Source organism: Streptomyces antibioticus, assembly GCF_002019855.1.
Lineage (GTDB): Bacteria > Actinomycetota > Actinomycetes > Streptomycetales > Streptomycetaceae > Streptomyces > Streptomyces antibioticus_B.
The window spans coordinates 3,133,459-3,147,011 of the sequence record NZ_CM007717.1 but is presented as its reverse complement, the minus strand read 5'-3'; the positions used below and the strand labels follow the sequence as shown (position 1 = coordinate 3,147,011).

The 13,553-nt window shown below is 72.5% G+C and carries 11 protein-coding genes; 6 read left to right on the top strand and 5 right to left on the bottom strand.

All coding sequences use genetic code 11. The annotated features are described in order from the left end of the window. Positions 1–163 precede the first annotated feature (163 nt). Entirely contained in the window at positions 164–1,381 is a 1,218-nt protein-coding gene (locus AFM16_RS13910; protein WP_030779522.1) for an ROK family transcriptional regulator, read from the bottom strand. A gap of 424 nt (positions 1,382–1,805) precedes the next feature. Between AFM16_RS13910 and AFM16_RS13905 the strand changes: the two genes are divergently transcribed. Continuing rightward, positions 1,806–2,387, top strand: a complete 582-nt coding sequence (locus AFM16_RS13905; RefSeq protein WP_030779519.1) for a biotin transporter BioY — start codon at positions 1,806–1,808, stop codon at positions 2,385–2,387. 93 nt (positions 2,388–2,480) lie between these two features. On the opposite strand, the gene AFM16_RS13900 is transcribed toward AFM16_RS13905, so the two are convergent. Next, positions 2,481–3,209, bottom strand: a complete 729-nt coding sequence (locus AFM16_RS13900) for an LPXTG cell wall anchor domain-containing protein (RefSeq protein WP_078633493.1) — start codon at positions 3,207–3,209, stop codon at positions 2,481–2,483. A gap of 163 nt (positions 3,210–3,372) precedes the next feature. On the opposite strand from AFM16_RS13900, the gene AFM16_RS39990 reads away from it, so the two are divergent. Further along, positions 3,373–6,102 carry a serine/threonine-protein kinase gene (locus tag AFM16_RS39990; protein WP_370628033.1) on the top strand — a complete coding sequence of 910 codons (2,730 nt, stop codon included), beginning with the start codon at positions 3,373–3,375 and terminating at the stop codon, positions 6,100–6,102. Between the two features lies 1 nt (position 6,103). Here AFM16_RS39990 and AFM16_RS13890 read toward each other — a convergent pair whose 3' ends face one another. Next, complete coding sequence (locus AFM16_RS13890; protein ID WP_078633492.1) at positions 6,104–7,579, bottom strand: amino acid permease; 1,476 nt, start codon at positions 7,577–7,579, stop codon at positions 6,104–6,106. Positions 7,580–7,763: 184 nt separating this feature from the next. Here AFM16_RS13890 and AFM16_RS13885 point away from each other — a divergent pair, with 184 nt between their 5' ends. Together AFM16_RS13885 and AFM16_RS13880 are read left to right on the top strand one after the other, a co-directional pair. Then, positions 7,764–8,252, top strand: coding sequence for a ribose-5-phosphate isomerase (locus AFM16_RS13885; protein ID WP_078633491.1), 489 nt, complete (start codon positions 7,764–7,766; stop codon positions 8,250–8,252). 105 nt (positions 8,253–8,357) lie between these two features. Next, positions 8,358–9,176 carry an Fpg/Nei family DNA glycosylase gene (locus AFM16_RS13880; RefSeq protein ID WP_030779507.1) on the top strand — a complete coding sequence of 273 codons (819 nt, stop codon included), beginning with the start codon at positions 8,358–8,360 and terminating at the stop codon, positions 9,174–9,176. A 4-nt stretch (positions 9,177–9,180) separates the two neighbouring features. Here the strand turns inward: AFM16_RS13880 and AFM16_RS13875 are convergent, their stop codons facing one another. Then, a complete protein-coding gene (locus AFM16_RS13875) occupies positions 9,181–10,482 on the bottom strand; it encodes a GNAT family N-acetyltransferase (RefSeq protein WP_078633490.1) in 1,302 nt (433 codons plus the stop codon). A gap of 163 nt (positions 10,483–10,645) precedes the next feature. On the opposite strand from AFM16_RS13875, the gene AFM16_RS13870 reads away from it, so the two are divergent. After that, positions 10,646–11,830: a PP2C family protein-serine/threonine phosphatase gene (locus AFM16_RS13870; RefSeq protein WP_030779499.1), complete on the top strand. Its 1,185-nt coding sequence runs from the start codon at positions 10,646–10,648 to the stop codon at positions 11,828–11,830. An 18-nt stretch (positions 11,831–11,848) separates the two neighbouring features. Next, entirely contained in the window at positions 11,849–12,289 is a 441-nt protein-coding gene (locus AFM16_RS13865) for an HD domain-containing protein (RefSeq protein ID WP_078633489.1), read from the top strand. 16 nt (positions 12,290–12,305) lie between these two features. On the opposite strand, the gene AFM16_RS13860 is transcribed toward AFM16_RS13865, so the two are convergent. Beyond that, a complete protein-coding gene (locus AFM16_RS13860) occupies positions 12,306–13,433 on the bottom strand; it encodes an acyltransferase family protein (protein WP_078633488.1) in 1,128 nt (375 codons plus the stop codon). Between the last annotated feature and the right edge of the window lie 120 nt (positions 13,434–13,553).

The following is a 13,553-nucleotide window of genomic DNA, read 5'->3' as shown; positions in this document are numbered from 1 at the left end:
TTCCGGGCAGCGCCAAGGGAATTAACGCGGAAGAAGACAGACGCAAGGCAGGAAGATGGGTGCGCTCCCGGCGCACCGGGGCGTCAGCAACAGAGAGTGCGACAGCTCATGGATCGATCGTCCTGTTCACGTGCGGGGCCTGTCAACATTCGGAGTTTCTGAATTAATTCGATGCGGTCCGCGGGCGCGGCACGGTCAGCGGATCGCGGTAGAGCACGTCGAGCGCCACCGCCCCGCCCGCCACGGCCAGCACCGAGTCCCCGAAGCTCGTCGGCACCACGGACCCGGCCCGCTCGGCCCCGACCTCCGTGCGCAGCGCGGTGAGGCAGTCCTCCCGGTGGATGACACCGATCTCGGTGACGACGACCCGCTCCGGATTGAGGACGTCCAGCAGCAGCCCCGCGGCCCGCCCCGTCATCCGCGCCCGCTCGCGCAACAGCCGTACCGCCACCGGGTTTCCGTCCTTCGCCGCCGCGAGGACCCGCATCGGGTTCACCCCGTCGACGACGCCCGCCTCCCGGGCCCGCCGGCACAGCGTGCGCTCGCTCAGCTCCACCTGGAGGCAGCCGACCCGCCCGCAGGCGCACGGCTCCGTCCCGCCCGCCAGCGGCAGATGCGCCACGGCCCCCGCCTGGGAGCGGGGGCCGTGATGCACCTCGTCATGGGTGGCGAACGCCGCGTCGACCACGTTGCCCACGAACAGATGCAGCACACTGCGGCTGCCGCGCGCCCGGCCGAACAGCCGCTCCGCGTTCACCAGCGCCCGCGCGTGCCCGTCCACCCGGACCGGCAGCCCGATGCGCGCCTCCACGACGTCCCGCGCCGGCACGTCCCGCCAGCCCAGCAGCGGATGCTCGACGACGGTCCCGGAGTCCCGGTCCACCCAGCCCCCCGCGGCGAACCCCACCCCGAGCGGACGGTCCCGCCCGGACGCGGCGAGCAGCTCCGCCAGCCCGTCGGCGGCCCGCGCCAGCACCTCGTACGGCTCGGTGCTGCCGCGATGCTTCAACTCCCGCCGCGCCAGCACCCGTCCGCGCAGATCGAGCAGCGCGACCGTGGTGTACGGCACCGCCACGTGCACCCCGCCGACCAGGTACCGCGAGTCGTCCAGGTCGACCGGCACATGCGGCCGCCCCGCCCCGTTCGAGCGGCGCGGCACGGCCGACTCCCGGATCAGGCCGAGGCCGGTGAGCCGGGCGCAGTGCTCGGTGACGGCGGCCGGGGACAGTCCGGTGAGCCGGGCGATGGTCGAGCGCGCCACCGGCCCGTGTTCGAGCACGGACCGCAGGACCACGCTGGCGCTGGTGCGCCGCCGGTCGCTGTCGGCGACACGGGGGACGGGGGACGTCGTACGGACTTCAAGGGCCGCGGTGCGGGGCATGGTTGACCGTCCTCGGGAACGGGGCCGACACGTCTCGGAAGCCGAGGCGCGCCGGGACCGCGCCTCAGACCGGGCGGCGACAGGTGGCCGTGCCCTGGCGTCGCAGGTCGACATAGCGACGCGACGTGAAGTTCAGGGCCTGGGCAACCATGGCTGGAAGCGTAGGGCAGGAACGGTGAATCCGACCAGAGCACTCGGATTCCTTTGGTGAGAACACACAAGCCCGCCGTCTCGCCGAAAGGTGAGCGAAACATCCCCACCTCAGTGATCGGGGTCACGCCGTACCGGGTGTAACCGCCTTCGTTTGTCCGGAGCCGACCAAGGTCACGTTCTTCCCTTTGTCGATCGCTGACGGTGAGCGGCCGGTGGGCGCTGGGATAGCGTCGCCGTGTCCCGAACCGTCCCACCCCGCCGGAGTCCCCCAATGAGCACCGCCGTCGCCACTCCCGCTCGCACCGGACAGGTGCTCGCCGACCTGATCCCCGCCTCCCGAGTCCGGGACATCGCCCTCGTGGCCGGCGGCGCCGCGCTCACCGGCCTCGCCGCCCAGATCGCGGTCCCGATCCCCGGCTCCCCGGTGCCGGTGACCGGCCAGACCTTCGCCGCCCTGCTCGTCGGCACCACCCTCGGCACCCGGCGCGGCTTCCTCTCCCTCGCCCTGTACGCGCTCGCCGGCGTCGCCGGTGTGCCGTGGTTCGCGGGCGGCACCTCGGGCGCCGCGGCCGTCTCCTTCGGCTACATCCTCGGCATGATCCTGGCCTCCGCCGCCGTGGGCGCCCTGGCCCGCCGCGGCGCCGACCGCAACGTGTGGCGGACGGCCGGCACCATGCTGATCGGCGAGGCGATCATCTACGCCGTCGGCGTCCCGTACCTGGCCTACGCCGCCGACATGTCCCTCTCCGCCGCGGTGGCCGCCGGCCTCACCCCGTTCCTCATCGGCGACGCCGTCAAGGCCGCCCTGGCGATGGGGCTGCTGCCGAGCGCGTGGAAGCTGGCGAAGCGCTGACGGGGGTTCAGCCGCGGCACTTCGCGGAAGAGGCTCGCCGGGTCGTGTGCGCACGACTCACGGCGGGCCTCTTCCGCGTTTCTGCGCTCCGGGTCAGCTCACCCCGCCTTCCGGGCGGCGGCGGGACGCCCACCAGAGCCCGGCCGCGCCCGCCGCGAGCAGGGAGACCCCGGCCGCGCCCAGCGGCAGCAGCTCGCGCTCGGCACCGGTCTTCGGCAACTCGCCCGGTGCCACGGGGGTGTTGTCGGTACCGAGGAGCAGCGGGGTGGCCGGTGCGTTCGGTGACGGGTTCGTCGTACCGAAGGGCACCGGGCCCTGCTGCCAGAACGTCTTCTTCCCGTCCGCGGTCTGGACGGGCAGACAGATCTTTCCGGTCTTCCCGAGATCGAACGTGGCATCGACGTCGTACGATTTCGAGGCTTTCGCCGCGAGATTGCCGACGGGGCAGGAGAATCCGCTGTTCGAACCCTCCGGGAGATCCTTTTCCGGTATCGCGGCACACCCTTCGACGTTTTTGACGGTCAGTCCGTCGAATCCGACGACGAGCAGCCTGATGTCTCCGCTTTCCTCGGTTCCCTCATTCTTCACCGTGGCGGTGATCGCCGTTTCCTTCGAACCGTTGTCGACGGAGATCCGGTCGGGCAGCAGCGTGGTCAGCCGCACCCCGGCCGGTGCCTCGTCGACGGCCTTTCCCCCCTTGTTGCTGCCGGGCCCCTGACCGTCGTCCGCCCCGGCCGGGGTGGCCAGCAGCAGTACGGCGGCGAAGGACGCCGCGACGAGTGGCAGTGGTCCGGCGACGGTCGTCCGGTGTCGAGAACTCATGTTCGTCCCCCCTCGGCTGCGCCTGAATTCGCAGTACTTGAAGAGGTACCACAAGATTTCTCCGCACTATGCTGGTGCGGCATGAATTGGTAGGACCGGGCAATGGAGGGGGTGCAGCGAATTGCCGGGGAATTCGGATAGCGGCGGTGTTCCAGGTCTTCTGGTGGCGGGGCGCTACCGGCTGGTCGAAAGCATCGGCCAGGGGGGAATGGGGCGGGTGTGGCGGGCGTCCGACGAGATGCTCGACCGGCCGGTCGCCGTGAAGGAGATGCGGATCGACGGCCTCGACCCGGAGGACACCCGCACCCGCCGCGAACGCGCCCTGCGCGAGGCCAGGGCCACGGCGCGGATCGACCACCCCCAGGTCGTGCGCGTCTACGACGTGGTGGACGCGGGCGAACGCCTGTGGATCGTCATGGAGTTGGTGGCCGGGCGCTCGCTGGAGCGGGTGCTGGTGGAGGACGGGCGGCTGGGTCCGCGGGAGACGGCCCGGATCGGCCTCGGCCTGGTCGCGGCGCTGCGGCAGGTGCATGCGCGGGGGGTGCTGCACCGGGACATCAAACCGGGCAACGTCCTGGTGGAGGAGCCGGGGGAGTCCGGTGACGGGCGGGTGGTCCTCACCGACTTCGGCATCGCGGCGATCCAGGACGCCAAGGCGCTGACGATGGTCGGCATGCTGGTCGGCTCGCCCGACTACATGGCGCCCGAGCGCATCGCGGGCCGCCCGCAGGGGCCGCCGTCCGACAACTGGTCCCTCGGCGCGACCCTGTGCGCCGCGCTGGCCGGGCACTCGCCGTTCTCCCGCGACACGACCCTGGCCACGCTGCACGCCGTCCTCTACGACGAGCCCGTCCTCCCACCCGAGGCGGGCCCCCTCCACCCGATCCTGACAGCCCTCCTGGAAAAGGAACCGACCCTCCGAGCATCCCTCTCCGAGGTGGAGACGGCCCTACGCCCGGTGGCGTACCCACCCCCGACCCCGACATGGCCGGACACCATCCCACCCACGGACCCCCGCCTCTCCCCAGGCCGTACGCCAACTCCCCACGCTTCCGCCCCAGACCCCGCCGGGACCGTCCCGGCCGCCGAGGCGGGGCCGCCCGGCGCGGGTGATCCCGACCCTCGCGCCTCCAGGGGTTCCACCACCCCGGAGGCGCCTCCACACGCACCCTCGGAGCCCGAGGCCCCCGGCGGCTCTGCCACCCGGTCGGCTGGAGAGGGCGCCCCGGAGTACGGCGCGGGCGTCGGCGCGGGTGTCGCTGATCCGCGCGGCTCCGGGGGCTCCCTTGCTCCGCCTGTTCGGGACGGTGTCCCTGGGGCTGAGGCGGGGCCGCGGCCCCCGGGCTCCGCGCCCGCCGCAGGCGTTGACGCCGACGGCTCCGGGGGACCCGTCATCCTGCCCGCCGCGGAGGGGCGTTCGCGGGCCGGGTCCGGTCCGGCGTCTCCGGGGCGGGTGCCTGGCGGCTCCCTCGCTCCGCCGACCCCGGAGGGCGGCCCGGCGGTTGAGGCCGGGCAGTCTCCGGACTCGGCGCCCGGCGCGGACGTCGGCGCCGTTGGTTCCGGGGGATCCGTCACTCCGCCTGCTGAGGAGGCACGTCGGTGGGACGGGTCTGGTCCGGCGTCCCCGGGGTCGGTGCCCGGTGTGGACGATGCTGTGCCCGGCGGCTCCCTCGCTCCACCTGCTCGGGAGGGCGCACCGCCGCCCCCGGGTCCCGTGGGCGCCGGGCCTCGTACGTCCGGGGGGCCGCTCACTCCGCCCGTCCGGCCGGACGAGCCGTCGCCCCTGGGCCTGCCGCCCGGCATCGGCTCCCGCAGCTCTGAAAGCTCGCCCGACCAGCCTGCACGGGGCTCTGGCGCGGGCGTCGGTGGCCCCGGGGCGGCTGCCAACCCGCCTGTCCCGGAGGCGCGTTCACGTGTGGACTCGGGAGCCGCGTCCGGTCCGCCCGGCGGCACCGCGCCTCGCAACTCCGGAGGCCCGCTCACTCCGCCTGTCCGGCGGGACGGGTCGTCGCCCCTGGGCCTGCCGCCCGGTGCGGGCGTCGGTGCCGGTGGCCCCGAGGCTGCCAACCCGCCTGTCCCGGAGGCGCGTTCACATGGGGACTCGGGGCCCGGCGCCGCCACCAGGGATTCCCACAGCCCGTCCGGCCGGGAGGGTGCCCCCGGTCCGGCGTCCGGTATCGGGGGCCGTAGCCGCCCCGCCCCCATCTCCCTCGCCCGCGCCGCCGCCGAGACCGAGCGGCGGCTTGTGCAAGTCGGGCTCGCAACGCCCGGCGACCGCACCCGGCGTCGTGGCGTCGTCGCCGCCGCGATCGGTGTCGTCGCCGTGGGGGCGGTCGTCGCGGGGGTGCTGGTGTTCGTGCCCGGGGGCGAGGGCGGCGAGGCATCGGACACGCCCCGGCCGGGGACGGGCACCGGAGTGGTGACGACCTCGGCCGCCCCCACCGTCCAGGGCACCTCACGCCCCCGCAGCCTGCCGCCAGGCGCCCGGGTCGAGGCGGGCGGGTTCGCCTGGGTGACGCCTCGGGGGTGGCAGCGGGACGTGAAGACGGGGGCCGAGGTGCACTACACCTCGCCCGACGGCACCCAGGAGCTGGTCGCCAAGTCCTCGCTCGCGCGCGGCGACCTGATGGACACCTGGGAGACCTCCGAGCACAACGCCCGCCAGGGGCAGGACTACGTGAAGATCCGGCTGGAGGAGACGACGTTCAGGGGACGGCCCGCGGTCGTCTGGGAGTACACCTTCACCCTGCGCGGCACCCCCTGGCACGCCCGGCTGCTCGGCTTCGACGAGCGAGGGAAGTCGTACCAGATCAACACCTGGTACCAGCCGGGCGTGGAGGGTGACGCGCTCCGCACCTACGAGAGGGTCAAGGACGGCTTCACCGTGCTGTGAGCTACCGCTCGGCGGCCTCCGGCGCCGGACTCCGCGGCGCCACCCGCTGCTTCACGAAGGCCACGGCGACCACGAGCGCCGCGACGAGCAGCGACAGCAGGACGGTCGTACGGCCGCTGCTCTCGCCCTCGGTGTCGGTCAGCATGTAGCCGAGGACGAACACGATCAGCGCGGCCGCGGCCCAGGTCAGATACGGGTACAGCCACATCCGCACGACCAGCTTCTCCGGCGCCTCCCGCTGGATGATCTTCCGCATCCGCAGTTGCGAGAAGCAGATGACCAGCCACACGAACAGGGCGACCGCACCGCTGGAGTTGACGAGGAAGAGGAAGACCGAGTCGGGGAACTTGTAGTTGAAGAACACGGCCACGAACCCGAACACGACCGACGCGACGATCGCCGTCATCGGCACCCCGCGGGACGTCGTCCGGGCGAACGCCTTGGGCGCGTCACCGCGCTCACCGAGCGAGAAGGCCATCCGCGAGGCGGTGTAGAGGCCGGAGTTCAGACAGGACAGCACCGAGGTCAGCACGATGAAGTTCATGATCTGGCCGGCGTGCGCGATACCGAGGGAGTCGAGGGCGGCGACGTACGAGCCGTCCTTCTTGATCGAGGGGTCGTTCCACGGCAGCAGCGTCACGACGACGAAGATCGAGCCGAGGTAGAAGACACCGATCCGCCAGATGATGCTGTTGGTGGACTTGGTCACGGCCCGCTGCGGGTTCTCGGACTCGCCGGCCGCCAGCGTCGCGATCTCGCTGCCCATGAAGGAGAAGACGACGAGCAGCACGCCGGTCAGGATGGCGCCGGGCCCGTGGGGCAGGAACCCGCCCTCGCCCGTGAGGTTGGCCAGGCCCGCCTTGTCGCTGTCCACACCGGGCAGCACACCGAACACGGCCAGCCCGCCGACGACGATGAACGCGCCGATCGCCACGACCTTGATCCCGGCGAACCAGAACTCGAACTCGCCGTAGGAGCCCACGGAGACCAGGTTGGTGGCGGTCAGCACCACCATCACGATGAGCGCCCACGCCCACTGCGGTACGGCCGGGATCCACCCTTCGAGGATCGCGGCGCCGGCGGTGGCCTCCACGGCCAGCACGACGACCCAGAAGAACCAGTACAGCCAGCCGATGGAGAAGCCGGCCCACGGGCCGAGCGCACGGTCGGCGTGGGCGGAGAAGGAGCCCGAGGTGGGGTTGGCCGCGGACATCTCGCCCAGCATCCGCATCACCAGCACCACGAGCGTGCCGACGAGGGCGTACGAGAGCAGGATGCCGGGGCCCGCGGTGGCGATGCCGGAGCTGGATCCGACGAACAGCCCGGCGCCGATGACACCGCCGATGGCGATCATCGACAGATGACGGTTCTTCAGGCCCGCGTGGAGGCCTGAGCCGCCGGACGCCCCGGGGTCTCCGGGTCCGGCGGGGCCTTCAGGGCCGCGGTCGGCCTTCGTGAGGGTCGGCTGCGAAGTCATGGGGGTGGTTTTCCTTTGCGCCGTACAACAAGACGGTCCAGTGAAACGGAGGTAATTGGATTCGTGAACCTCTGAATCCAGATCGTTACTTGAGGTTTTCCTGAGGTTCCATGGTTCTGGCGTAGTTTCTATGGGTCGTCCACCCCGCGCTGCTGCCCCACGCCGCCCATGTCACACTCATCCCATGCGCGTGTATCTCGGCTCGGACCATGCCGGCTTCGAACTCAAGAACCACCTCGTCGAATGGCTGAAGGAGGCGGGCCACGAGCCCGTCGACTGCGGCCCCCACCTCTACGACGCCCAGGACGACTACCCGCCCTTCTGCCTCCGCGCGGCGGAGCGCACGGCCGCCGACCCCGAGGCCCTCGGCATCGTGATCGGCGGCTCCGGCAACGGCGAGCAGATCGCGGCGAACAAGGTGAAGGGCGTGCGCGCGGCCCTGGCGTGGAGCGAGGAGACCGCGTCCCTCGGCCGCCAGCACAACAACGCCAACGTCGTCGCCGTCGGCGCCCGGATGCACACCGCCGAGGAGGCGACGAAGTTCGTCGAGACCTTCCTCGGCACCCCGTTCTCGGGCGACGAGCGCCACATCCGCCGGATCGACATGCTGGCCGACTACGAGACGACCGGCGACCTCCCGCCGATCCCGGCCCACCACCCGCAGCAGGACTGACCCACCCCACCCGGCCCGGGCCGGAAGTCCCCGGCGGGACCGGCCGGAAGTCCCCGGCGGGACCGGCCGGAAGTCCCCGGCGGGACCGGAAAGGACACACTCGCCGTGCCAGAAGGGCACACCATCCACCGGCTGGCGCAGGACTACGCCGAGCGCTTCGCCGGCACCGCGCCCCGGGTGACCAGCCCCCAGGGGAAGTTCTCCGACGCCGCCCAGCTCCTGGACGGCGTCGGACTCACCCGCACCGAGGCCCACGGCAAGCACCTCTTCCTGGGCTTCCGGGACGGCGAGTGGGTCCACATCCACCTCGGCCTGTTCGGCAAGGTCGCCTTCGGCGACGCCCCGGCGCCCCCGCCCACCGACACCGTCCGGCTCCGCCTCGCCGGCCCCACCGGATACGTCGACCTGCGCGGCCCCACCACCTGCGCCCTGATCACGGACGCCGAGAAGCAGGCCGTGCACGCCCGCCTCGGCCCCGACCCGCTGCGCGCCGACGCCGACCCCGCCCGCGCCTGGGCCCGCATATCCCGCAGCCGGACCACGATCGCCGCGCTCCTGATGGACCAGAAGGTCATCGCCGGCGTCGGCAACGTCTACCGCGCCGAGGTCCTCTTCCGGCACGGCATCGACCCCTACCGCGCGGGCCGAGATATCACCGCCGCCGAGTGGGACGCGATCTGGCAGGACCTCGTCGCCCTCATGCGCGACGGCGTCCGCGACAACCGCATCGACACGGTCCGCCCCCAGCACACCCCCGAGGCCATGGGCCGCCCGCCCCGCGTCGACGACCACGGCGGCGAGGTGTACGTCTACCGGCGCGCCCACCAGCCCTGCCATCTGTGCGGCGGCGAGATCCGCACCGCCGAACTCGCCGCCCGCAACCTCTTCTGGTGCCCCTCCTGCCAACCGCCCGCCGGAGCCTAGAGGTTCAGAACCCGTGCGGCAGCCAGGGCGCCGCCGCCGACCCGAAGCCCACGGCCGCCGCCGCCAGCGCGCCCGGCCGCAGTTCCCGCACCCGGCCCGCCGCGGCCAGCGCCGTGAGGCTCACACCGCCGAGATAGGCCGACCCCAACTCCCGCACCGACAGGGCGAGATCGGGCGCGTCCGCGGTACGCGAGCACACCGCGCCCCGGCTGTCCCCGGCCAGCCGCCAACGCCCCTCGTTCCAGGGGCAGAAGGCGTCCTCCACCTCCAGCACCACGTCCACCGGCGCCTGGTAGGTGCGCGCCTCCAGCGCCGCGCCCACCTCCACCAGCCGTACGTGCAACGAGTCCCGCACCCGGAGCTGACAGCGCCGCACGTCCGACACCAGGTGCTGCCACGCCTCGTCCAGCGGCCGCCCCCGCAGCTTCAGCGAGGTCGTCAGATCGATCCCGAACAGGAACCGCCACAGCGCCGCCTCCGTCACCGGATCGACGCCCGCCAGATCCTGGAGCAGCACCCCGCCGTTGTGCCCGGAGTCGGTCCACTCCGGCCGCACCCGGAACCGGGCGTACCCGGTGACATCGCCGTCCCGCTCGGCGACCACGCACTGGAGCGCCGACGCGCCGTCCCGCTCCACCGTCGCCTCCAGCACCCCGAGCCCCTCCCAGCCCGGCCGCCGCGCCAGCATCCCGGGCCGCCCGGACACCGTCCGCGCGTACACCGCCTCGCAGGCGGCCAGCTCCTCGACGGGATCGGCGTACCGCAGCCGTACGCCGTCCGTCCCCTCCGGCACGGACAGCCGGACCCGGCTCGTGTCGATCTCGGCGTGCAGTCCGAACGTCGCCGCGCCGTACCCGAACCGCCCGTAGATCATGGGCTCGGAGGCGGTGAGGACCGCCAACGGCTCGCCCCACGCGCGTACGTCGTCCAGTTGCCGCCGCATCATCGCCGTGAGCAGCCCGCGCCGCCGGTGCGTCGCGCTCACCGAGACCATCGTCACCCCCGCCGCCGGCACGGACGCCCCGCCCGGCACCGTCAGCCGGAAGTCGAACGCCCCGGCGGTGCCCACGATCCGCTCGCCGTCCCACGCGCCGACCGACCGCCCGCAGGGGGTCAGCGTCCGCCACAGCTCCCGCTCCGCCGCGGACTCCGCGACGCCGCCGAAGGCCCGCAGCAGGGTGTCGTACCAGACGTCCCAGTCGTCCTGCCGCAGCGTCCGCACCTCGGCCCCGGGGACGGCCGCCCGTCCCGCCACCCGCTCCGCCGGCCGTACCGCCGGCCCCGTCGTCGTCGCACCAGTCGTCATGGATCCATGCCTAGCAGCACATTGCGGGACGAGCCAGCAAATTTCTCTCTCTCGGCGGCGCGAGCGCTTTCCTTGAAGTTCACTGAGAAGTCGAAGCTCCGAGGGGGGACAAGTGGGACCTCCCGTGCCAAGCGGCGGGTTGGATGGATAGGGTCCCGGACTAATGGCATCAGGACGACAGCGGCGCGCGGAAGCCGAGACGTCTACGGCCCGGTTGAAGCACTGGCTGCACCGGGTCCGCACCGGCCTGCGCAGAAGCGCCGTGGACTACTTCCGCGGCGACGGCTCGGACTGGATCGCGCTGGCCCTGCTGCTGCTCACCGTGCCGCTGATCGCCGCCACCACCCTCGCCAACTCGGTGTGGTGCTCCCCGGCCGCCCTGGTCCTGCCCATCGTCGCCGGCGGGCTGCTGCTGCGCCCGTCGAGCCTGCTCGGCCTGTACGCGGCGGCGGCCACCGCCCTGATCGTGGAGTCGGTGCAACTCGGCCCGTACACCGAAGGACCGTCGCGGGTGACACCCGGTGTCGTCCTGGTCGTCGCGGCATGCGGTTTCTTCGGTCTGCTCATCGCCCAGTTCCGCAGCCGGGTCGGCGTGCCCTGGCGGCGCGGCGGCACCATGCTCTTCGACCTGCGCGAGCGGATCCGGGTGCAGAGCAAGCTGCCCAAGCTGCCGCCGGGCTGGCACCGCGAGATGGCGCTGCGGCCCGCCGGCGGCCAGTCCTTCTCCGGTGACTTCGTCGTCGCGGCCCGCACCAACGGCGGACGCACCATGGAGGTCGTCCTCACCGACGTCTCCGGCAAGGGCATGGACGCGGGCTCCCGCGCCCTGCTGCTGTCCGGCGCCTTCGGCGGCCTGCTCGGCTCGCTCCCGCCGCACGCCTTCCTGCCCGCCGCCAACGGCTATCTGCTCCGCCAGGACTGGGACGAGGGCTTCGCGACCTCCATCCACCTCGTCCTCGACCTCGACTCCGGGGACTACGAGCTGTACTCCGCGGGCCATCCGCCGGGCCTCCAGCTCAGCGCCGGCAGCGGCCGGTGGGAGGAGAAGGCCGCCGAGGGCCCGCTGCTCGGGGTGTACGAGGGCGCGCAGTTCGACCCGGTGAAGGGCTCCCTACGCCCCGGTGACGTGCTGATGCTGTTCACCGACGGCCTGGTGGAGACCTCCGACCGGGACATCGTCGAGGGCATCGACCGGCTCACCGGCGAGGCCGACCGCTATGTCGCCGGCGGCTTCCAGGGCGCCGCCTGGCATCTCATCGAGGCCGTCGCCAAGGACGTCAACGACGACCGGGCCCTGCTGCTGGTCTGCCGCGAGGGCCCGACGTCCCAGCCGGCCCCGCTCGTCTGACTCCCGAGGGGACTGCGCATGCTCACCCTGCCCGAGGTCGAGGCCCTCGCCCGCACCGCCCACGAGGGCCAGACCGACAAGGCCGGCCGCCCCTACGCCGAGCACCTGCGGGCGGTCGCCGAGGGCGTACGGTCCCGGGGCGGCGACGACGACCAGATCGCCGCGGCCTGGCTGCACGACGCCGTCGAGGACGACGCCCTGAGCGCCGCCCGGCTGCGCGACGCGGCGCTGAGCGACCGTACGAAGGCGATCGTGCTGGCGGTCACCAAACGGGCCGGGGAGCCGCCCGAGGCGTACGCGGCGCGGATCCTGGCGACGCCGGGCGCCCTGCTGGTGAAGGAGGCCGACCTCGCCCACAACGCGGACCCGGCCCGCCTCGCGGTCCTGGACGAGCCGACCAGGAACCGGCTGACCGAGAAGTACGCCGGGATGCGCGCACTTCTCGGTCTGACGGGCTGAGCCGGGGCCGCGGGGATCAGGCGTCGACCTTGGCGCGCCGCTCCCGCTGTGTCCGCTCGTCCGCTCGCTCGCCTGCCCGTTCGCCGGCCCGTTCGCGTTCCCGGGCCAGCTCGGCCGCGTCCCGCCGGAAGGCCCACTTCATCCTCGGCTCCATGACGAACCGGAAGGCCCGCTGGACGGGCGGGGTGCACAGCAGGGTGACGGCGACGGCCACGGCGAGGCTCACCGCGATCTCACCGAGCGGCCCGTGCAGCCGCTCCTGGTCGAACCAGCCGCGGTAGTCGGCGCCCTTGAGCAGGAAGCCGTGCAGCAGATAGCCGTACAGGGTGCCCGCGCCGAGGGCCGTGCACCACAGGGTGCGGCCCGGGATCCAGGAGAAGAAGCAGGCGGTCAGCACCAGGGAGCAGCCGAACAGCGCGAGCTGCATGACAGGACCGGCCCACCAGGGCGCGCCCAGCTCCTGCGCGGAGTCGCGGTGGTAGAACCAGCCGCCGTTCATCCGCGGCACCGCCCAATAGGCGAAGGCCAGCGCGAAGGCGAACACCGGCACCGCCGCGATCCGCACCGAGCGGCGGCGCACCAGCCGGAAGTGCTCGGGCTTCAGGCACAGGCCGAGCACGAAGAACGGCAGGAACTGAAGGACGCGCTGGAGGTCGAGGTCGTCGCCGATGTCGGGGCTGACCGACGCCAGCATGGCGATGCCCATGGCCAGCGGCAGCGGATGCCGGACGGCCTTCCACACGGGCGTGGTGAGCCGCCAGATGAACAGCGCGATCAGGAACCAGGTCAGGTAGTACGGGTCCAGGAGGCTGAGTTCCTGGTCGGGGGAGTGGTCGACATAGCGCTTGAAGAGCGAGTAGCCGACCTCGAAGACCACGTACGGGACGGCGATCCCGGTCACCAGCCGTCTGATCCTGCCGGGGCTCGCGTCGAAACCGCGGGAGAAGAAGCCCGAGATGACGATGAACGCCGGCATGTGGAACGCGTAGACGAGCATGTACGCGGCCTGGAGGGCCCGGCTGTCGCCCTTGAGCGGCTCCCAGGAGTGGGCCACGGCCACCAGCACGATCGCCACGTACTTGGCGTTGTCGAAGAACGCGTCACGGCGCGGGCGGGGCAGGGGGGACGGAGCGGCGTGGAACATTTGAGGCACCCTAGCGTCGTCTGTGGCTATGCGTAAAACAGCCGAGGTCATTCCTGCTTTTGGGTGCGACTACCCCGGGATTAAAGGAAGTTGCCATCCTGTATGTCCGGATTCATCCAG